The sequence below is a fragment of the Halorubrum sp. AJ67 genome (assembly GCF_000513435.1).
This window is the reverse complement of the sequence record NZ_CBVY010000017.1, coordinates 1-19548: the sequence shown is the minus strand read 5'-3', so window position 1 is coordinate 19548 and position 19548 is coordinate 1. Positions and strand designations below refer to the sequence as shown.

Sequence of the window (19548 nt, the reverse complement as noted above, 5' to 3'; positions counted from 1 at the left end):
CAAACTCTAGCGACAAGTAGTTTACTCTTGAGTAAATCACTCTATAGTAATTCACACTGAATTGAGCCGGTGATTTACTTCATAAATCATATCGCACGGCGCTGAGAGAGTCTAAATATGTCCGACGAAGAGCCGCCCGTTCCCGAGGAAGTCCTCACCATTCGTCTTTAGCTAAGACTGATAGTAATATTTTCTCATAGTATTATGCTCAGTAGTGTTGGAAAGTGCTAATCGAATGATTTAGACGCGGTGTCCATCGAAACCAAGCAATAAAGCAACCTTAGAAGCGAGGTTTTCTCGCCGTAACGCGAGTAAACAGACCAAATTCAATCAGGAACTGCACCTGAATGGTATTACTGAGAGTATTAACTAAAGACGGATGGTCCTCACCAGCGCGAAGGACCAACTCGACGAAGACGAGATATCGCTGGCGGACAACGAGGAAATTATCCACGCCCTGAGTGAATTGACTCCTGTCTACGAGAACGACCGGTCCTACTTTGTGCTGGGGAACTACGACCGGGAGCCGATCCGCCGGCTGAATCTGGTTGTCGACCGGCTCAGCCGCCGGCAGGACGCCTATGCCTTCCGGATGGTCGACATCCGCGGCGAGTGGGACAACAGCATCCAGAAGTTCTGCCTCATCGGCGACATCGTGACCTACCTCGTTGGTGTCGCAGAAAAGGAACCGAGCGACTTCCTCGTTGAGCAAGGCCTGCTCGTCGGGACGACCGAATTCTTCGCGAAGAGCCACGTCCTCAAACAGGAGTACGATGACGAGGAGCATCCCTTCGGCTGGATGCAGGACGGCGTCTTCGATCTGTTCGAGCAGGAGGGACGGCTGTATCGCTGGCAGACCGAGAAGGACCTCGTCGACGTGACTGACGATCTCCCGTGACAGCGGACAGGCTGGTGGCTGTATGCGTTAACCAATGAGGCAATGAAACCGGATGGTCTGTTGGTTAACCGAAATCAGTTTGTGTCAACCGGGAGTCGGCCATCTGGGCGAGCACACAGCCGCGCTTGATCTCGTGATCGACGCGACGCAGATGCTTGCAGCCACCTTCTGGGGAGCGCTGCTGCCAGTCTGGACAGGTACACGATTCGTCGATGACATCGACTTCGTACCGATTACCGGATGCAGACTGGATCGAAGGCGACGTGCTCGTCGACCATCACATCGATACTGGTCGTGTTGGGATGGTTGAGGACAGCACGATACTGGATGCTGATGTCGACGTAGTGAGTCGGATAGTGTTCCTGTTGAGACTCGTGATGCTCTCGAACCGTGAACTCGATCCCGGAACGGTCGGTGACCGTATCGAGCAGGGCCCGCAACTCGCTCTTCGACCCTTGATACTGGCCCTCAACGCCGAAGTCGAGGTCCTCGGAGAATCGTCACAATTGCGGGAAATACAGCTTGCTTAGCAAATAGGTTGAAGTAGTAACACTAAGAATTACTTTACAATGAAAACAGATTCGAACGGTAGTCTCGCTGATGGTATCCAGATATCCATCGACTTACCACTCCAAGACGACCGGTTACTCAGTGGAGATGCGACAGCCGAGATTCTTCTCTTTTTAACCCGACATCACGACGAGTCGTTTTCGATGACAGACCTTGCTGACGCAATTAGCTACACGCGACCAACGATCACCAAGACGGTTGATACACTCTCTCGGAACGATCTTGTTGTCGAAGAACACGACGGGACCCGCCGACTTGTCCAGATCAACCGTGATCGGCTCACTATCCCAGACGATCCGTTCCTCGGAATTCCTCAGTCGGAGTTCCACGTGCCGGTACAGGACGCGACCAACCAACTCCGTACTACACTTGATGGCGTCCTCGCTGTCGTTCTGTATGGAAGCGTTGCTCGCGGTGAGGCTGACCGTCGCAGCGATATTGATCTCTGGGTGTTGGTTCGTGACGACCGGCCGAGCAACCAACGACAGGCGAACCACATCAGGCAATCACTTGAGGAAGATACGTTTGGCGGGGATCGATACGCATTCGATATTGATGTTGAGGCTCTCCAAGGGGTCCCGACATACGCTGAGGAGCTCCAAGAAATTCTTCGCGATGGCATCGCAGTCTATCACACAGATGAGTTTGATACCGTCCGTAGTATGGTTCTTCACGGTGATGGGTGATCTGGGGGCGCTCAGAGAGGCCGTTGATGTGGTTGTCGAGGCCGTCAACAAGGCGGGATATGAACTCTTGGCACGGGAGCGCTACTCTATCGAAATCGATGAGCTCTCTGGTACTCACCAATGTATTTGGTTGTGGCGAGATAAAATCTAGATACATCGAATGGCCGTTCTAGACGATCTTTCCGGGTTCGAATTTGAGGATCTGATCGAGGATGTCTTTCGGAACCTCGGCTACGAGAACGTCCATCAGGCTGAGAAGACGGCAGACGAGGGCCGAGATGTCATCATGGAGGAGGTCGTCGACGGCACCCGACGCGCGGTCATCGTCGAATGTAAACACACGGCGACGGTTGGGCGGCCAGTCGTTCAGAAACTCCATTCGGCGATCTCGACGTTCCACTTCGACGGTCCCAAACGCGGGATGGTTGTCACCACCGGGCGGTTCACGAGTCCCGCGAGGGAGTATGCCGGCCGCCTCCAACAGAACGATGATCCGTATCCTATCGAGTTGCTTGACGGCCAAGACCTTCGGGAGATAGCCGATGAGATCGGCCTAGATCTCTACAATGGTCGCATCGAGATTCTCTGTGATGAGACCCTGCGGCCGTACGATCCAGCGGCAGACGTCGACGCACCCGTTGTGGAGGCGTTCCGCGATATCGAGAATATCGAGGTGGCCGACCTTCCAGACCCATATTCGGCGGTGACATTTCGCCCGGTCGTGGCAGTCACTGCGGACACGAACGCTGTCTTCGAGACATCGGTCGGCGTCATCCATCGGATCAACGACCGGACGCAGTTCGTGGTTCACGCTGAACGTGGAACCCCACAGGTCGTCGGCGAGGATGTCGCGACACTGGTCACCGAGAATCTCCATACGAGGATCGAACTCGACTCTGGACAATTTGGCGAGGTGTTCGACGACGTCGAGGAGCACCGATTCGGGCAGACTCAGACCGAGTACAAGGAGTGGGCTGTCGAGCGGCTTCAAGACCACCACACGACGTCGGTTACCTACACCGGCGACAACAACGTCACGTACAACAAGACCTGCGAGCCGAACCGCTCGGACATCTCCGTCCAGTCGATCGAGCCAGTCTACCTCCCCGAGGTTCGGCACACGACCGACATTCAGGAGTACACCTACCCCTACGAGTACTACGCGGCAGGCCCCTCTCGAGTTACCACCGAGGACGGTATCCATCGCTGTGTCCACTGTGAGGCCAGCGGCGTCGACGAGACGTACACGTACTGCCCCAACTGCGGGGCGATCGCCTGCGACAGCCACATCAAAACCGAGCGGCTTGACCAGGAGCCGGTTTGTACAGGCTGTGCGGTTACCGAGCGGTTCGCACTGAAGACGAAGTACTTCTACGACGAGGAGAACGTAGAGGCGTTCCGCGAGGAGTACGCCGCTATGCCGCTCCACGAGAAGGCGATGGAGAACAAGATTCTGGCCGGTGGGAGCGTGGTCGCGACGCTGCTGCTCGTCGTTGGACTACTCGTCATCAGCGGCATCATTTAGAATCAGTTGTGACCTCACGCCTGCTCACCAACCATTAAACCCGACTCCGTTCGTAGCAGTAATCGGTCATCCCTCAAAGTATCTCTACATCAATGGCGGTCAATTCTCATGAACCAACTGTGGAGACGCGAAAGTCAATTAGTATTATAATACAGACTGTCAATATGATAGTATGGGAACAGCAACCCGGAACCGATCCGGGGCCTCCAACGCTGACTATGAAAATGCGAAACGTGATTTAGCTGGTGCTGCGGGTGATAAAGATGCCGCCAAGGCCAGTGAAATCTATTTCAAGATGATTCTGGCTGCTCAACCGAACGGCGCAGCTAAAGTTCCAGCTTACTTAGCGGTCCGATATGGCTCTGAATTCATTATCAAAAGCCACCAGAACGGTATTGAGTCCGCTACCAAGGATATCGGTTCCTCAGTGGTAAAGGAGGTCGTTGCAGCTGGTGCCTCTGAAGCTGTCATTGAGCAAACTTCAAAAGAAGCGGCCACGCGGGGACTTGCAGAGGGATCTCAAGGCACAGACCGGGCCTTCTCAGGGTCCGCAGAACGAGCAATGGAGAGTGCGATGGGTGACATCATGACTGAAGGAGCTGATGCTCTTGAACGACACCGAGATTCAAAATAACATTGACGAGTTTGTAGAGGCGCATGGTGTTGAAGGATTCTTCCGTGTGTATCTTCGGGAGTATCTGTTTCAACTGCTCAACAAAGAGATTGAAGCAGCTACAAACGATCCTGAGTCAGACTCCGCCCTCCAACTCCACTTCAGCCAAAACGTCGAGACTGATCAAGAGATAGAAGAATTTGAAGAGCAACTACGAGATCAGTGTGCTAATCGGGCAGATGAGCTCGTCGAAAAAATACAGGACCAGCCGGAACTGGCTCCAATTTTCGAAGATGTCGATGTGGAGCTACTAGAACACGAGGATGTAGAGGAGATGATTCGGAATACCATGCACGAGATGATTAAGACATGGGGGGATGAAGATCTTGAAGGGAACTAAGCGATTCCTGATTAAGTCCGGAACTGGATCGAATCTTAGCGAAGCAGACTCGGACTACACGATTGTCATCGACGATTACCGAACTAAGACTGAAACGGAAGGCAGTCGTCTAATTAAGTATGAGAAGAAGGTTCTCAGCAACTTGTTCGGACAAAGCCCTCCTCCAACAGTCACGGCGTTGGTTGAGCTCGCACTCGGTACGTATGCTGCGGACCGTTTGGTGAAGCGAGGGCCTACTGGTGCGAAGGATGACGGCGAGGAAATGCTGAAATCACGGCAGATTCAGATCCTGTACCCTGTTGTCGACGTAAAGAAATGGCAACCACTAGAGTCTGAATTGAACCACGCTGTTAGCTTCATCTCGCGTGACAACTTCCAGTATCGTTTCATTGATGCTATAGACGAGAATCAGTCTGTTAATGAGAACGATGGTATGCCTCGTGGTCAACTGCCTGAGGCTGATTCTGTCGCACTCTTTTCAGGCGGATTAGATAGTTTGGGTGGACGATTTCATCTCGCTGATGAAGGGCACAATCCACATTTTGTCAGCGTGGATCATGGCCGAAACGTCGGCCATCTAGTGCGGAATTTTGACCATCTCTTTGATGCTAATCTGACCTCAATAGGTGTCGACGAGGGGTTCTCTGCCTATGAAAATACGCAGTTTACTCGGTCATTCATGTACTTTGCTTTCGCCGCCGCTGTCGCGGTAGCACTCGATGTTGATGATATCTATGTTCCCGAGAATGGTGTCCTGTCGCGTTTCTCCTCGTTGGAAACTGGCTGGACAACGACTCGTACAGTACACCCATTGTTCATTAAAAGCTTGAACAGAATTTTTGAGGAACTATTACCGGACCGTCAAGTGAAAATCAGCAATCCCTTCATTAATTACACAAAGGGAGAAGTGGTCAACTGTATCCCAAATAAAGAGGATATTTTCTTTACTCGAACTTGTCCACATCCACGTGAATTGTCACAAGGAAAGGACGCTGTGGGACACCCCTATAACTGCGGCGAGTGTATTCCTTGTCTTATCCGTATCATTGGTCTAGTGAACAGCGAACACGATATACAGCCAGACAGGTTGCTATTAGACAAGAACCATTTCATCGATCTTGACTTCTCAACCGTGAGTACAAAAACGATTGCTCAATCCGATCAGAATCGACAGTCCAGTTTGTCGGTGTTTTTGTTGGGCTTGAACGCTCAACTTTCGTTCGCGTACCGTATCCAGACTTCGACGCAAAAAGAACTTGTGTCATCCAACCCTGAGCTTCTTGACCCTGATATCTACGGGCTCTATGAGCGGTTTAGTAAAGAGATGTTCCGGACTGTTGAGTTCTTCGCCGCTGAAAACCCGACGCTGGAAGACTACGTTACAGAGTTTCTTTCCTTAGACGAGGGGGAACTCGTCAGCCTAAGTTAGCTTGTGGGCAATAAATATCCGATATTTCTGAGCCATACCGTTCGAGAATCAGATCGAGCACCACTTCTCAAAGACGCGTTTTAGATGTTTGTCAGATAATAGTAAATATGAAATGGTGTGTAGTCAATGGGGATGTTTAAAACCGTAGATATATGCCAGTTGGAAATTATATCTAAATCAAGGGAACAGTCATGGTCAGGAGAGTATTTTTCAGCTTTCACTACGAGCGCGATCATTGGCGAACCAATCCGGTACGGAACAGTTGGGTGACCCACGACAACCGAGAGGGAGCAGGGTATATTGATGCTGCTGAATGGGAAGAAATCAAGCGAGGGGGAGAAGATGCAATCGAACGATGGATCGATGAGCAGATTCACAACACTTCCGTCACTGTCGTCTTGATCGGCAGTGAAACCTACAACCGTGATTGGGTAAACCGCGAAATTGAAAAAAGCTACAACCAGGGTAACGGCCTGCTCGGTATCTACATCCATAATATCGAAGACAAGAACGGAAGAACCGCTCGAAATGGGAAAAATCCGCTTGATAAGTGGCATATCACCGAAAAAGGACGGAAGAAGTATCTCTCTGACATCTTTGAGACCTATCATTGGAAACGCGACGACGGCTATAACAATCTCGGAGGTTGGGTTGAGAAAGCTGCTCAATTAGCAGACCGGTAATCTATGTCGTCTGATAATGGCTTCCACCAAGAATTGGAGCACATACAGAACATTATCGATAGGCAGGCATCCAACTCATTCAAAATTAAGGGCTGGACAGTTACCTTGGTGGTTGTCGCACTTCTATTCCGGACGAATAACTTCCAACTATTCGCCGCTTTCATTCCTCTCATTGGATTCTGGTACCTCGACGCCTATTACCTGAGACAGGAGCGGAAATTCCGGAAACTATTCGACTGGGTCCGGCTTAACCGGGACGATACTGACGACTACCTATTCGACATGGATCCATCCCGGTTTGAGGACGATGTCGATGGAACAGTACAGCTGATGGCCACAAAATCCATGCTCACGTTCTACGGTACCATCGGAGGGCTACTGATTGTCTACACAGTAATCCTGATCTGTATCAACGGAGGAACCATCTTTGGCTAGAAGAGTCTTCTTCAGTTTCCACTACGGCCGAGATGTCTGGCGAGCGAACCAGGTTCGGCATAGCTGGGTGACCAGCAAAGACCGTGAAGCGGCTGGATTCTTCGATGCTGCAGAGCAGGAGACGATCAAACAGGCAACTGACGAAAAAATTCGCCATTGGATTAACGAACAACTCCAGGGAACATCTGTCACAGTCGTGCTAATCGGTAATGAGACTGCGGAGAGGGATTGGATTCACTACGAAATCAAGAAAAGCATCGAAAGAGGGAACGGTATCGTCGGTGTAAAAATACACTCTCTTAATGACAAAGAATCGAACACTGACTTCAGCGGGACAAACCCGTTGAAAAAGTTCGTTGTTGAGGAGGGTGACAAGGTGCGTACGCTATCCACTATTTTTCCCACCTACGACTGGAAACGAGACAACGGCAGAGAGAACATCGGCAAGTGGGCTGAGGAGGCAGCACAGACCGCTGAGAGTCTTTCCCGTGATCAGCAGAACTCGGTCCGACGCCGGGAGACGATCAGTGAAGGACTCAATCCAGACGCAGGAACTGTTATTTTCGTCCTCATCATCATCGCCATTCTAATTGACAAATACACCGATATCAACTTACGGGAGACGATTGACCTCTCACAGCTCCAACAGCAGAATGACCAATCTGACCCGTTCTCAAAGCACGAGTTCTAGACCAGGACGTGGTTTTCGCGAGTACCTGATGAAAGGCTAATATCCGCACTCCTCACATTCCCACCGGAACCCCTTGTTACGCCTCTTATCACTGACCGGCAATTGTAGAGAACCACACCGAAAGCACTCATTAAAGTTGTCGTCGGGGAACGCTTTCTCGAACTCTTCGATACACTTTTCGAGTTGATGCCTGGTGATGTTTGACCGGAACCACTCTTGAGAATCATATATCCTCTTATCAAGTTTGTCGGCTTCCTTCCGCCAATCTGCCAACGCTTCTAGCATATCGTCAGTTGTGGTGCTCTCTTCAAGATCGTCGATACAAGCTTGTATTGCCTTCCGTCTTAGCTCTGGTTCGGCGCGTTCACGGGCTGCATCCCAACTTCCCTTGTAGAAGCTATCCTGCTGTTCCTTGATCTCTTCTGGCCTGTCTTTCAGCACATTAGCTTTCTCACGCCACTCTTGGAGAAGAGTATCTACAGCTTTTGATTTGCTCATAGCCGCAACTGTGTTTTCAACTAAAATAAGAATCCGGGTGAGGTTTCATCTTTGTTGTCGTCTCGGATGTAGCGAAGGATATGTAGGGCATTCCTTACTCTATTGTGTTGGCAAAAACCGATGTTTTCTATCGCTTCAGTCCACATCCATATTGCTGGATTCGCTCTGGCAGCCCGACTTTTCTACAGACGGGACATTCCCGTTGGGGGTGTCGGCGGCAGGTCGTTCAAGCATTCAGTGGGGTGTGAGCTGTGCTTCCATGATTGGTGATTGGTCGTCCGCCGAGCTTCACGGAGGTGAATGCGAAGCCTCTCACGAGCTGTGTCTCCTCAAGGAGGTCTCCGATCGAGGGGAAGTCCTAGACGATGTCGCCGTTGGCGCGGTTTGAGATACGCGACACAACTGTTTCTAATTTCAGTTACAGTGAAACAGTAAGGAGTGTTCGTGGAGCCTGCTCTACTCAGGCAATACCTGTCTGACATAGTATTATAACGATCGCGTTTCTCTCGTTTCACTACATGACTGAAACGGCTGAAACGGCTGAAACGATCGAAACGCCTCCGGCGATCGTGGCGATGCTCAACCAGAAAGGAGGGGTTGGAAAAACGACGCTTACAATCCACGTCGCCGGCGCACTCGCCGACCGTGGGCTTGATGTCCTCGTAGTCGACCTTGCCCCTGAGGGGGCACTCACGTCGATCCTCGGCTACGACGAGGCGTACAGCGACCTTGACCGAGAGGTGTCGCTCCACGAGCTGCTGCTCGATCCCAGCCGCGCAGACGACGTCGACGACATCATCATCACTGGCGAGGAGTTTGATCTCCTCCCCGCGAACGAGCGGATGGTCGATCGCACTGGCGGCGAACTCAATGGCGAACCCCGCGCTCGAGAACGGCTGAAGATGGTTCTCGACGAGCTCGCAACCGGGTATGATGTTGTTCTCGTCGACAACATGCCGAGCATCAACGTGCTCACGGACAACGCGTTGGTTGCCAGCGATGGTGTGTTGATTCCTGCCTACGCAGAGGCCCTCTCTGTCCAGGGCCTTGATCGACTCCAGAAGCAGATTGACAGCGTTCGAGAGTACTTCGGAACGGTACGAATTCTCGGTATCATCGCGAACCGCGTCGAGCATAACAAACAGGCCGACGCCATGCTTGAGCAGTTGCACTCCGAGTTTGAAGACGGACTCAAGATTCCAGTGTTCGACGTGTACAAGCGAGTCGATCTTCAGCGGGCGATCGCCGCCCAGGAGCGCTCCATCTTTGCGGCCGATGAACTCGACAGCGACATGGCCGAAGTCCTCGCGGACGTCGCAGCACTCGTCGAGACAGAACTTGTGAGGGAAGCACATGAGTGACGACAACGACGACGCCAGCGAGGAGCTGGGCAAGACCGGCGAGAAGATGGGTGGTATCGCTGACCGTTTCGGTGCGACGACTGAGGCGACTGACACAACCGACACGACTGAAACGGACGAAACGACTGACACAACAGAAACGGCCGAAACGACTGAAACGATCGATACGACTGAAGAGACCTCCACGCCATCATCGGAAATGACTGAAACGACCGAGGCGACGACAACGACTGAAACGTCCGAAACGATCGAAACGCCAGAAACGACTGACACGCTTGGACCGGGTGATGAAGGATTCGTGCTGCGCGAAGACTGGAATGGGCGGACGATCTATCTCCCTGACGACGTCGTTGACGATCTCGACATCCGGTACTCAGAGGTCAACGTTGAATGGCAGCGTGAGCATGGCGAACAGCTGCCGAAGAATGAGCGGTTCTATCCGGCGTTGGTGCGGGCAGCGATCAACGAGACGACTATCGAGGCAGAGCTCGGTCTCAACGGCTAACTCTCTGAAATATAATACCAACCTACGTCGCAGGGTGATCTAGAATCCTTTGAGGAGACGGATTGATCAGAGTAGAGTTATCAAGAAGAATATAATAATGAGGCCTAGTCCCGCGATTAACGGTTTTGCACCTATATGACCCCGGTCTCCGACATCATTCGGCATCTTGTTACCGTCGTCTTTAGCTTCTGGTTCTGATTCAGAGGTGGGGTCTTCCGTTACTTTGGCCACTTCGATATCCTTGACCCTGAGGATCGCACGCTTACCGTCGATGTCGAGTACTTCACGGACCTCTGAAGGAATTGTTGTAACACCTTGTTCGTTCATTCGGAGAAGGGTTGTTTCGCTGTCGCCCATGAGTCAAACTACTACAAGATATATTATATGATTAACGGATCCAAATATCAATCAGAATTATTATGTTTTTATATAATATATATGACTATTCTAATTCAGCTTAATTCAATTAGAATTGTTTTAGATGAGTTGGATTGATTTGCCCCGGATTACAAACTATAATTTCTATCTCCCGTTAGAATTCGAGATTGGATGTGCTTTCGATATCTATATGTCTCTGCTGTCCTGCGGTTTTTAGAAATAAGCAAATATAGAAATAGAGATTGTATGAAAATGAGCGGCTCAACACTCCTTCTTTATCTCTTTAGTTCTTAGTGGAATAACAACTATAACGATCAAGCCCAATTCTGTATATCAACTAGGGTTGTATAACAACCCTGGCAAACCTATGACAGATTCGAAGTACACCCAAACCTATGTGTCCTTTCCTAAGGAGATGATGGAGCGGGCACAGAACGCAGAGGAATACAGCGGTGCGTCTGAGTACATCCGCGTAATGGTTTCAGCGGGCGAATCAAACATCGCTGCCCTTGATCCCCGCACGTTGGACGATTCCACATCCCAGCACGGTAATGGAGAACAAAATGATCTGGATAAACTCATTTTCGAAGCACTGGATGACAACTATGCTGAACTCGACGAAATACTCAATAACGGCCTTCAACAGCAGATATCTGACCGACTTCTTGAACTTGCCCAACAAGATGACTTGCCAGTAGAAAAGAACGGCTTCGAATTCAAGATCGATGAGTGATGATGATTACGGTACGGTTCAACACGGCAGTAGCCCTGATGAACCTCCCATAGATTGGTTTGTCACAAAACGTCACGGTCATTCAGCAGATTCGACGCGACGACAGATAAGGTTGAGAGTTGATTTCTTCCGCCGTTGGCTTAATGACGAACTCTCATGGGTTATATATAATGAGGATGACGAGCACGAAATCGCAGAGAAGCGTAACAAATGGAGAGAGGAAGTGATCCAGCACGAAAGTGAAGTAAATTGGACCACTGGAGGAGATCTCCGACCAGAGAACCTATCTATTGATGAGGCACATAATTACTTCCAAGCACTCTCAGCTTGTCCACGCTATGGTGGAGGTTCTGAAGTATCGCACGTAAAAGCCATACGGCAGTTCTATGAGTTCACACTGAACCGAGGCCATTCTTGGTTTACATCCACCGGGAATCCGATTGAGCTGGCGCTCAACGAAGGCGGTGACAAGATTATTGGGAGCAAATCATCCCGTAACCCAGAGATTATCAGCGTTGACGAGATGGGTGAGTACATCCGGTCGTTTTCTCATCCACTTTTTGAATCACTTACTGCGCTGATGGCGAAAACAACTATTCGAAGGGGAGTTACCCACAACCTTGATTTACAGGATGTTTACCTTGATCATCCGGCCTGTGATTGGAAGGTCCATCGAGAGCTTCGGCACAAAGATCGACCTTTCATATACATTTCGAGTAAACCAGAAGAAGGAAAACTGTGGGAAGAACGACAGCGGGTACCGAAATCATCGAACAAAACAAGCGTTGATCGCACGATTCCTATCGATAACGAACTATGTGACCTCCTACTCCGATGGCTTGTAATTCATCCTGGGCCCTTGGAATCAAATACGCCACTATTCGTCAGTCTCTTCCGAAATTGGGGTGAACGGATTCACGCACAAACATTACAGAAGAAACTCAGAGAACATTCCGAGGATCTTGGATACTGGTACGAACCCTACGACGACGATAATATTAACCCACACTACTTCCGCCACTGGTCGACATCCGTAATCGACCAACGACTTGAGGCGGCCGGAGCGGGGGGACATTCAACGACTACGAAGCTTATCCGCGGAGACGAGGAAGACACGATGGATAACTACACTCACTGGTCTGATGATCGAGTCAAACGCTACCTCCAAGTCTGCCCCAAATTCTATGATTGAAACCCGATAATTTGTGATAGCTAACTAAATAAATTAAAAAATATTACAATTCTAAAAATTTGTTTTTAACCATCATTAGAGGTGGTATGGTATTTAAGAGGTGATTAAGAATACATGCTAATATCGACGTTTTAGCCGCTAAAATGGCCTTATAACAGTTCCTCGACTTGTGACACTCATATAAAAGTCACAACCAACCCTCTTCGATTCACGCACGATTCCTGACAGAACCTCCGGCGCTAGAACGCCGGAGGAGTCGTGCTGCCATCCAATGACAGCAACCAACCCAAACAGGGTCAGGAGTGATAACTCTGTTTTCCAGAGTACCTCACTCAACACTGACCTACTGACACACCACGTCGCACAGCCCAGTTTCAGTAGTCTACCAAACCGTAGCCAGCGGAACATCGGCCAAACAATCATTGTGGGGCGGTCTAAGTGACCGACGATCCGGCCTCGTTCGCCATCCCAATGGATCCAGATAGTGCCTTTAACGCAATCTCAAACAGTCGTCGACGCCGTGTCCTGCTCTCACTCTCGCAATCACATAGAACGATTCCTGCTGGTAATCTGGCCGTCGAAATCGCTGCCATCGAGAACGCGGTTGATCCCAGTAAAATTGGTAGCGACAAACGCACCTCGGTCTACATCTCGCTGACCCAATCTCATCTTGAGACCCTTGATGAGTGTGGCGCAGTCGAGTTTGATGACCGATCGAAGACTGTCTCTCCGACGGACGCGACCGAGCCGCTTGCAGAATACATCCGCCGGCTTCAGACCGCCTGTTACAAGCCGGACTCGGAGGACGCCTAATGGCTGACTACCAGCATGAATTGGAGACCCTCAGAGAGATCGACTCCAATTTCCACCGGTTGTTCGAGGCAGTCAACGACACTGACGACGTCGTTTCAATGCCGGGCGGCGATCCACTTGCAACTCTGCGGCGGGCACGGGCACAGATCGACGCCGCACTGTTCGCGTCTCGTCGCCGTCGGGATGACGCTACCCTCGCCAACAACGGTGCGTGTCTGCTTCAGTGGAACCCACCCAGTGCGCCACCGCGTCGCCTCCGCTTCGAACCCAACACCACTGGCGAGTCCTGGACACGCCGTGAACTCGAGTGGACTGGTGCGGAGTGGCGCTCCTGTGGTAGCGATCCCGTTGAGGATGTCGCGATCCGCGCGCCAGCGGTCGCACGGTACCCTGTCCCAGTCGATCCCACACCGATCGAAACGATGCTTGAGTGGATCCGTGACAGTTGGAGGCGTCCGGATCCGCCAGCGCTCGTGTTCGCTGCGACGGCCACAACCGAACAGGGTGTGGCCGTCTCCGTCAACGGTGAACTCCGCTACCGCGAGCGCGATAGCCCACAGTGGTATCCGGCGACGACAGACGAGTTCTATCATCATCTTCGCACCCACGGGCAGCCAACGCTCCAACCGCTCTCAGAAACTGGACTGACACGCCACGAATTCACTCCCAGCCCGCTCTCTCAATGACGGACGAACCACTCTCGCTTCCACCGGGGTTTGCCCGTGAGCTCACCCAGCTCATCGACGCGATGGAGGCGCTCCGAGATGCTCTCTCCGAGGAAGAGACACTTACGGCCGTCCAAGACGTTACCGTACGGCGGCGGTTGTCCCTCGCGCTCTATCCGCTCAAAGGAGTCCGACGGCAGCTTGCGGATACAGAGCATACCCCTTCCCAAGTCGATCAAGAGGTGGTGACGTGGGACGACTCTGATCAGGCACTGTATCACATCGAACTGCGTCTCGATCGGTTGCTTGAGGATTTCTCTATTCAGGGATACGACCACTCCTCACAAGAGTATTCGATCGAGCAAACACTCAAAACGATTCGAGACCATATCGTCATCCTTCAGGACGCACTTTCTGAGGGATCTACCGATGACTCCACGCTGCCTGAACAACTCTCCAGTCATCGGTATGTCTATGCGGACGTTGCTGGCCGTGGGATTGCCGATGGGCGATGGCTTGAGTATCAACTCCACCGAGCGTTGAAACGGTGGGGGTATCGAGCAGAGACACGCCAGCATCTGTTCGGTCTCGAGGTCGATGTCGTCGCCAAGCGAAAGCCCAAACAACAACAGCCGACGGATTGGCTTGTTGCGCAGTGTAAAGACTGGACGAGCGATACGATCACGCCGTCGACGATCTTCCGGCTGTGTACGATCGCTTTTGCCTGCCGGGCAATGCCGGTTCTGTGTCATACAACTGATCTCACAGCTGACGCTGAGGAACTTGCCCGCCACTTCGAGGTTCGGATGTTCGACCTCGACGATCTGGAACGCCCAACGCTTCCTGGGCCGCAGGTGTACAAGCCGACGGCTGAACTCAACAAGTGGCCCCCTCATTACGGGGCACGAGACGATCGGGGGATGCTCCCGCTAATGTTCCAACGCGAGCCTGGGAAACGCTTCAGCTATGTGCCCGGCTTCACGCCAGTCGGCATGGGTGCAGAGTACAAACCGGTCGATGAGGATCGCGATGACGATACCCATCCAGCTGCTGGGCGCTAAGCGGGCTTGAGGTCATTCGTCGTCGCCGTTGTCCACCCCATTCTCGATGGTTTCAGCGGCTTCATCGCCATCACTAACGCTCCGATGAGTCCGTTCTGGCTGGGCATTGCTCCACGCTTTTGCCTCCTCCTCACTCTCGATGAGCGGGCCAACCGTCTCGTTGAGTGTCGAGAGTGTATTCGAGAACCGGACCGCTTCGACGAGCTGGTGGTGGTTGTCTGTGATCGCCCAATGGTTCTTGCGATGGCGAACAAGACCTCGCTCTTTCAACCGACTCAGGTTCGTTCCGACGGTGTTCGGATCACGGTTGATCTTCTCAGCTATCTCACCACGCTTCCATGCTTGCTCGCTATTCTCAAGGAGGAACTTCACAATTGCCTCGCTGGTGGAGAGGTCGCTCCCTCCGTCTTCTACTCTCTCGAACTCTTCGATGTCCATTGTCATGGTTACAGATTATCTGTGCTACTGTAAGTGTGTGCTGGCATGCTCTGTGCTATTGTGCTGAAACGGGGGACCGTGTGAGCTGATACCGTCTTTTGGAAGCGGTGGGTAAGCGAGGTACCTACGCGGAACCGTCCCGGAATCGTTCGATCGGGAACTCGGCGACGCCGTCGTAATCGTCGTTTCCTCCAACCAAGGGCGTCGCGTCGACGTGCTCAGCTGTTGCCAGCGCGAACTAATCGTCGAGCGCCGGATTGTACCGAAGGGTAGTTGGTACAGCTACTGGTCACTGACCCGCTGGTCGGTCTGTGAGAACGCCTCGGTCGCCATATCGGCGCGTTCGGCCGCCTCGATGTGCTGGTACGCATCACGGACCTGTTCCTCACTATTGTCGAGATACCGGGCTGCAGCGGCGTAGCCAAACTGTCGAACGAGAACCTCACCAACCCCCCGCCGGCCGCCGTGGAGTTCGAGGTAATCGCCATCGAGTGAGAGGTCCAGTTCATCGCGGCGCTCTGCGAGCGCATCGTCGTTCCAGAGCCGCTCCATGATCGACCGCGCACCATCGGTGGTGAGTGGTTTCGGCGCGTTGAGGTCATGTTCGGCTGCGACGATCAGGTCGGGAGCACCTGCCCGGACGCGCTCGATCTCATCATCGTCGAGGCCGGCATCGGCGAGTCCCTCGGTGACGTGTGAGGCGAGCGACGGCCGGTGGAGCGTCGTGAACACCGGCCACGATTCCGGTACGTCCAGCACCTCAGCGTATCGCTTCAGCGGCGTGATGACCGGCTCTGGGAGCGATGCCTCCTTCCACTCGCGGCTCTTCCGGAACACGGTGACGCTGCTGTCCGCGAACGACACGTCACGCCAGCGGATTCCGTTGCGGCCCTCGCGGTCCTCCTTCGGCGCGGAAAGGAACTCCGAGCCGCGCAGGCCGGTGTAGGCGACGACGTACACGAGCGCCTGCTCACGACACCGCTGGTACGCTTTGAACCGCGCCTGCTGTTTGGCTTGCCACGTCTCGCTCTCGGGGTCGCCCCGGTCGGCGTGGGGAACTTCGATCGCACCGAGTTCGTCGAACGTTTCAGAGACCCGCCGATCGACGAACTGCGTGATCAGGTCGCGATGGAGCGGTTCCCACGCCTGCTGATCACCTGGACGTCGGCCGTCGTTTTCAGGAAGTGGGTCTTCGGCGTCCGATTCTCGGGCGTAGTGCCGTGGGAGATAGCCTTGGGCGTGCGCCCAACCACACCACGACGCGACGTGGGCGTAGTAGGTGAGCACGGTCCCGGCGGCGTACCCGGCGGTCGAGAGGTACCGTGCGTAGTCGGAGAAGACCGTCGTGTCGAGGTCCACGAACCGGACGGTGTCGTCGTCGACGACACCCGCCCACGACTCCGGCGGCGTGGCGTTCGCCGGGTCGGCCGTCTTGCCGAGACACCAGCGTCGGAATCGATGGAGCTCACGATCGGCATCCGCTCGGTACGCGCCCTCCTCGCCGGCGTCACCTTTCCCCTTGTCCGTGAGATATTTCGTGAACGTGTCCTCGATCGGCGTCTCGACAGAGCGACGGGCCGTCATTGGGCCTCCAGAGTGTGGGGGTTGTGCCGTCGGATCACTGCTGTAGACACCGCGATCCGGCTGGAGCGACTGTGTCGGGAAGCGTCGGCCATAATTCTGAGTCTGCCTTGGTTGGGGCCACGGGTGGGGGTCACTAAGAGTTTACTCCGTCTTACCGAGATAAGACAAAGTAACTTATTGGCCAATAGTTCTCCCCGTTTGTTTGAGCAGGAAGCCGAGAAACCGGGATAGAGAATCTGATGAGGCCATCTAATGAGTCCAACACTCTCATAAATTGAATAATGCTATATGAAAATTATTTGGTTGGAAGTTGAGACTATAGCGGGTTTAGCGGGTGTGAGATGCGTGATTTCGACTGAATCGGTACACGGATACCGGTTGGACGATGCCTCCGAGAGCGGCTTCGTGTCGCCTATCGAACCATTTCGGAAAATGACCGAGTATCGCGAGAGCGCTGCCGCTCACGAGCTGGGGCACCCTCTGAGTCTCAGATGGCTGCTACCCGATCCCTGTCTCCTGCCGGAGCAATGTCAGCGTGTTCTGCGCCGTTACGACGGGTTCACGATCGTACACACCACCTTTCTCACACTGAAACAGCATATCGATCCCCCGCCAGATCGAGTACAGGAGACACGCAAACGCGAAATAGAAGAATCGCAGTACGAAATTTTTCGACGTTGTCGCTGCCATGAACCGCTTGATCGACTTGTAGCCGCGCTCAATGTCCCAGCGTTTCCCATATTCTGTGATCGCGCTGGGGTTGCCGTTGGTCATGAACACGGCGTACTGCCCGTAATCCGTCCGGTCTGAGTTCTTTTTTCGACGGTACTGGAGCGTCGTCTCGTGCCACTCGTTGTTCCCCAGATGGAGTTTGCGGTCGGTGACGTAGCGGTCTTGGTCGCGCTGAAGCAATCGTTTGGCCTGAGCTTTCTCGCTGGTGTGCATCCGCTTTGGTACGACATACGTGACGCCCCGGTCGGCTATCGCTTCGAGAATCTGCTGGCTGTCGAACTCCCGGTCCATGAACACGCGGTCAACGTCGACGAGCTCTATTGCCGAATCGAGGAGGTCCTCGACGATCTCTAAGCGGGTGTCACCCTTCCGGATGGGGCGTGCGTCAAGAACCAGTGGGACGGAATCACCGACGAGCTGAACGGTCGCCCACTGATAGGCGTACTCGGCGGTCTTCTCTTTCGTGCCGATGATCTCGTCTTCGTGGCCCGTCCGGTCACCGGTGAACGGGTCGGCTTCTGTCGTGTCGATGGCGATACAACTACGCTGGTACAGGCTTCGCATCTGGGCCGTCCGATTGACGAGTCGCTGGGCAGCCTCGCGATACATCTCACGGATGCGCTCGATAGATAGCGATCGTATCTGGTCTCGATGATTATGACCGAGGGGCGTCCGCTCGCGTGTCGTGTCGTAGCGGAAGCTGCGAGCGCCCTCATTGGCAGCGAGGTTCTGTTGAAGGCCGAGATACGTTTGAAGGTTCCAAAACGCGTTCTCGTGGATAGCACAGCCATTCGCACGGTCGAGCGAAAACGCCGGGTAGACGAGGTGGCTGACATGATTCGTGAGCTGTTGTTTGCGCTCGAACGTAGATGGGCCGGTCGTCTCGTCGTCATCGGTCTGGCGACGCGGAATTGTACGCGGTGGGGTCCGTGGAACCGAGACCCCACCGTCGGACGCCTTGATGAGGATCGTCCGCGCGGCAGTTTCGATACACTCGCGGAGGTCAGAGGTGAACCGATAGTGCCAACTCCGCCAGAGCGTCGACTGGTCGGGCAGAGTCTCGAACCCGAGGCGACGGCGGAGAGAGGGTTGGTCTTCCAGATACGAGCAGAGTGCCGTTTCGTGGTCCCACCCGTAGAGTTCCTTGAGGAGAAACCCACGGAATAGCGCCTCCATCTCGTAGGTCGTGCTCCCAGCGTAGCGATCGTGAGCGTCGAATTCGACGTAGGCCAGCGGCCAGTGAGAGACGAATGCTTCGATAGAGTCGTGGGCGTCGTGGTCGAACCAGACGGCCGCGAGGACCCGGACATCTTCAGCAAGGCCGGCTGTCGAACTCCGGTCGTAGAGTGGCGTCGCACGATAGGCTGGCCAGTCGTAGTAGGATGTCTGGGCGACCCGCTGGTACACAGCACGTCGAGAGGATTGTGTCGGTGTCATCGGACAGCGCTACTATAACCGACGACAAAAGCTACTTTGGTGAATCACCCACTCAACAGTGTTCAATACAGAGGAGCCACAGAACGCTCAGTACAGATCCTCCACCTACCGGAGTCGGTCACGGACTCCTCGCACGTTCGGCCCCCGAACGAGTAGCACATATGTGCTATGGTAGCTGATAACTTATGAGTATTATTAGCGTCACATCAGCATACTTATAG

At 53.3% G+C, this 19548-nt stretch carries 21 protein-coding genes and 1 pseudogene; 16 read left to right on the top strand and 6 right to left on the bottom strand.

Annotated elements, in window-relative coordinates:
* Nucleotides 1-379 precede the first annotated feature (379 nt).
* Nucleotides 380-898 (top strand): hypothetical protein, encoded by a 519-nt coding sequence (locus BN903_RS12440; protein ID WP_048078032.1) that lies wholly within the window; start codon nt 380-382, stop codon nt 896-898.
* 245 nt (nt 899-1143) lie between these two features.
* On the opposite strand, the pseudogene BN903_RS18165 reads toward BN903_RS12440, so the two are convergent.
* Nucleotides 1144-1428 (bottom strand): annotated as a pseudogene (locus BN903_RS18165) (nucleotidyl transferase AbiEii/AbiGii toxin family protein); the annotation flags it as partial.
* Between the two features lie 39 nt (nt 1429-1467).
* Between BN903_RS18165 and BN903_RS12430 the strand changes: the two are divergent.
* From BN903_RS12430 to BN903_RS12400, 8 genes are all read left to right on the top strand, one after another.
* Nucleotides 1468-2154 (top strand): nucleotidyltransferase domain-containing protein, encoded by a 687-nt coding sequence (locus tag BN903_RS12430; RefSeq protein WP_048078031.1) that lies wholly within the window; start codon nt 1468-1470, stop codon nt 2152-2154.
* A 160-nt stretch (nt 2155-2314) separates the two neighbouring features.
* The gene (locus BN903_RS12425; protein WP_048078030.1) at nt 2315-3679 is read left to right on the top strand and encodes a restriction endonuclease; all 1365 of its coding nucleotides are present in this window, start codon (nt 2315-2317) and stop codon (nt 3677-3679) included.
* Between the two features lie 172 nt (nt 3680-3851).
* Entirely contained in the window at nt 3852-4313 is a 462-nt protein-coding gene (locus tag BN903_RS16940; protein WP_154018135.1) for a hypothetical protein, read from the top strand.
* Entirely contained in the window at nt 4282-4692 is a 411-nt protein-coding gene (locus BN903_RS12420; RefSeq protein WP_048078029.1) for a hypothetical protein, read from the top strand. The genes BN903_RS16940 and BN903_RS12420 overlap by 32 nt, the downstream gene beginning before the upstream one ends.
* The gene (locus BN903_RS18160; protein WP_228841099.1) at nt 4670-6121 is read left to right on the top strand and encodes a hypothetical protein; all 1452 of its coding nucleotides are present in this window, start codon (nt 4670-4672) and stop codon (nt 6119-6121) included. Before BN903_RS12420 ends, BN903_RS18160 begins: the two co-directional genes overlap by 23 nt.
* A 191-nt stretch (nt 6122-6312) precedes the next feature.
* Nucleotides 6313-6804, top strand: coding sequence for a TIR domain-containing protein (locus tag BN903_RS16040; protein WP_079890660.1), 492 nt, complete (start codon nt 6313-6315; stop codon nt 6802-6804).
* Between the two features lie 33 nt (nt 6805-6837).
* The gene (locus tag BN903_RS12405) at nt 6838-7239 is read left to right on the top strand and encodes a hypothetical protein (protein ID WP_228841098.1); all 402 of its coding nucleotides are present in this window, start codon (nt 6838-6840) and stop codon (nt 7237-7239) included.
* A complete protein-coding gene (locus tag BN903_RS12400) occupies nt 7232-7930 on the top strand; it encodes a TIR domain-containing protein (RefSeq protein ID WP_079890659.1) in 699 nt (232 codons plus the stop codon). The genes BN903_RS12405 and BN903_RS12400 overlap by 8 nt, the downstream gene beginning before the upstream one ends.
* Nucleotides 7931-7966: 36 nt before the next feature.
* Here the strand turns inward: BN903_RS12400 and BN903_RS12395 are convergent, their stop codons facing one another.
* The gene (locus BN903_RS12395) at nt 7967-8428 is read right to left on the bottom strand and encodes a hypothetical protein (protein WP_048078025.1); all 462 of its coding nucleotides are present in this window, start codon (nt 8426-8428) and stop codon (nt 7967-7969) included.
* A 518-nt stretch (nt 8429-8946) separates the two neighbouring features.
* On the opposite strand from BN903_RS12395, the gene BN903_RS12390 reads away from it, so the two are divergent.
* Together BN903_RS12390 and BN903_RS12385 are read left to right on the top strand one after the other, a co-directional pair.
* Nucleotides 8947-9789 carry a ParA family protein gene (locus tag BN903_RS12390; protein ID WP_048078024.1) on the top strand — a complete coding sequence of 281 codons (843 nt, stop codon included), beginning with the start codon at nt 8947-8949 and terminating at the stop codon, nt 9787-9789.
* Entirely contained in the window at nt 9782-10294 is a 513-nt protein-coding gene (locus BN903_RS12385; RefSeq protein WP_048078023.1) for a hypothetical protein, read from the top strand. The genes BN903_RS12390 and BN903_RS12385 overlap by 8 nt, the downstream gene beginning before the upstream one ends.
* A gap of 66 nt (nt 10295-10360) precedes the next feature.
* On the opposite strand, the gene BN903_RS12380 is transcribed toward BN903_RS12385, so the two are convergent.
* The gene (locus BN903_RS12380) at nt 10361-10651 is read right to left on the bottom strand and encodes a hypothetical protein (protein WP_048078022.1); all 291 of its coding nucleotides are present in this window, start codon (nt 10649-10651) and stop codon (nt 10361-10363) included.
* A 388-nt stretch (nt 10652-11039) separates the two neighbouring features.
* On the opposite strand from BN903_RS12380, the gene BN903_RS12375 reads away from it, so the two are divergent.
* From BN903_RS12375 to BN903_RS16025, 5 genes are all read left to right on the top strand, one after another.
* Nucleotides 11040-11405: a hypothetical protein gene (locus BN903_RS12375; protein ID WP_048078021.1), complete on the top strand. Its 366-nt coding sequence runs from the start codon at nt 11040-11042 to the stop codon at nt 11403-11405.
* Nucleotides 11398-12597: a tyrosine-type recombinase/integrase gene (locus BN903_RS16035; RefSeq protein WP_079890658.1), complete on the top strand. Its 1200-nt coding sequence runs from the start codon at nt 11398-11400 to the stop codon at nt 12595-12597. Before BN903_RS12375 ends, BN903_RS16035 begins: the two co-directional genes overlap by 8 nt.
* A 471-nt stretch (nt 12598-13068) precedes the next feature.
* Entirely contained in the window at nt 13069-13410 is a 342-nt protein-coding gene (locus BN903_RS12370) for a hypothetical protein (protein ID WP_048078065.1), read from the top strand.
* Complete coding sequence (locus BN903_RS18155) at nt 13410-14096, top strand: hypothetical protein (RefSeq protein ID WP_048078020.1); 687 nt, start codon at nt 13410-13412, stop codon at nt 14094-14096. Before BN903_RS12370 ends, BN903_RS18155 begins: the two co-directional genes overlap by 1 nt.
* The gene (locus BN903_RS16025) at nt 14093-15136 is read left to right on the top strand and encodes a restriction endonuclease (RefSeq protein WP_079890657.1); all 1044 of its coding nucleotides are present in this window, start codon (nt 14093-14095) and stop codon (nt 15134-15136) included. The genes BN903_RS18155 and BN903_RS16025 overlap by 4 nt, the downstream gene beginning before the upstream one ends.
* A 12-nt stretch (nt 15137-15148) precedes the next feature.
* Here BN903_RS16025 and BN903_RS12355 read toward each other — a convergent pair whose 3' ends face one another.
* The 3 genes from BN903_RS12355 to BN903_RS12345 all read right to left on the bottom strand — a co-directional run bounded on the left by BN903_RS12355 (nt 15149) and on the right by BN903_RS12345 (nt 19327).
* On the bottom strand, nt 15149-15580 hold the full coding sequence (locus tag BN903_RS12355) for a winged helix-turn-helix domain-containing protein (RefSeq protein WP_048078019.1): 432 nt from the start codon (nt 15578-15580) through the stop codon (nt 15149-15151).
* A 276-nt stretch (nt 15581-15856) separates the two neighbouring features.
* Entirely contained in the window at nt 15857-17158 is a 1302-nt protein-coding gene (locus BN903_RS12350; protein WP_048078018.1) for a hypothetical protein, read from the bottom strand.
* Between the two features lie 498 nt (nt 17159-17656).
* Nucleotides 17657-19327 (bottom strand): transposase, encoded by a 1671-nt coding sequence (locus BN903_RS12345; RefSeq protein ID WP_048078017.1) that lies wholly within the window; start codon nt 19325-19327, stop codon nt 17657-17659.
* Between the last annotated feature and the right edge of the window lie 221 nt (nt 19328-19548).

What these genes read in the sequence shown, in the direction of transcription:
- BN903_RS12440 (WP_048078032.1), top strand. Translation starts at nt 380, where the DNA reads ATGGTCCTCACCAGCGCGAAGGACCAACTCGACGAAGACGAGATATCG.
- BN903_RS12430 (WP_048078031.1), top strand. Translation starts at nt 1,468, where the DNA reads ATGAAAACAGATTCGAACGGTAGTCTCGCTGATGGTATCCAGATATCC.
- BN903_RS12425 (WP_048078030.1), top strand. Translation starts at nt 2,315, where the DNA reads ATGGCCGTTCTAGACGATCTTTCCGGGTTCGAATTTGAGGATCTGATC.
- BN903_RS16940 (WP_154018135.1), top strand. Translation starts at nt 3,852, where the DNA reads ATGGGAACAGCAACCCGGAACCGATCCGGGGCCTCCAACGCTGACTAT.
- BN903_RS12420 (WP_048078029.1), top strand. Translation starts at nt 4,282, where the DNA reads ATGCTCTTGAACGACACCGAGATTCAAAATAACATTGACGAGTTTGTA.
- BN903_RS18160 (WP_228841099.1), top strand. Translation starts at nt 4,670, where the DNA reads ATGAAGATCTTGAAGGGAACTAAGCGATTCCTGATTAAGTCCGGAACT.
- BN903_RS16040 (WP_079890660.1), top strand. Translation starts at nt 6,313, where the DNA reads ATGGTCAGGAGAGTATTTTTCAGCTTTCACTACGAGCGCGATCATTGG.
- BN903_RS12395 (WP_048078025.1), bottom strand. Translation starts at nt 8,428, where the DNA reads ATGAGCAAATCAAAAGCTGTAGATACTCTTCTCCAAGAGTGGCGTGAG.
- BN903_RS12390 (WP_048078024.1), top strand. Translation starts at nt 8,947, where the DNA reads ATGACTGAAACGGCTGAAACGGCTGAAACGATCGAAACGCCTCCGGCG.
- BN903_RS12385 (WP_048078023.1), top strand. Translation starts at nt 9,782, where the DNA reads ATGAGTGACGACAACGACGACGCCAGCGAGGAGCTGGGCAAGACCGGC.
- BN903_RS12380 (WP_048078022.1), bottom strand. Translation starts at nt 10,651, where the DNA reads ATGGGCGACAGCGAAACAACCCTTCTCCGAATGAACGAACAAGGTGTT.
- BN903_RS12375 (WP_048078021.1), top strand. Translation starts at nt 11,040, where the DNA reads ATGACAGATTCGAAGTACACCCAAACCTATGTGTCCTTTCCTAAGGAG.
- BN903_RS16035 (WP_079890658.1), top strand. Translation starts at nt 11,398, where the DNA reads ATGAGTGATGATGATTACGGTACGGTTCAACACGGCAGTAGCCCTGAT.
- BN903_RS12370 (WP_048078065.1), top strand. Translation starts at nt 13,069, where the DNA reads ATGGATCCAGATAGTGCCTTTAACGCAATCTCAAACAGTCGTCGACGC.
- BN903_RS18155 (WP_048078020.1), top strand. Translation starts at nt 13,410, where the DNA reads ATGGCTGACTACCAGCATGAATTGGAGACCCTCAGAGAGATCGACTCC.
- BN903_RS16025 (WP_079890657.1), top strand. Translation starts at nt 14,093, where the DNA reads ATGACGGACGAACCACTCTCGCTTCCACCGGGGTTTGCCCGTGAGCTC.
- BN903_RS12355 (WP_048078019.1), bottom strand. Translation starts at nt 15,580, where the DNA reads ATGACAATGGACATCGAAGAGTTCGAGAGAGTAGAAGACGGAGGGAGC.
- BN903_RS12350 (WP_048078018.1), bottom strand. Translation starts at nt 17,158, where the DNA reads ATGACGGCCCGTCGCTCTGTCGAGACGCCGATCGAGGACACGTTCACG.
- BN903_RS12345 (WP_048078017.1), bottom strand. Translation starts at nt 19,327, where the DNA reads ATGACACCGACACAATCCTCTCGACGTGCTGTGTACCAGCGGGTCGCC.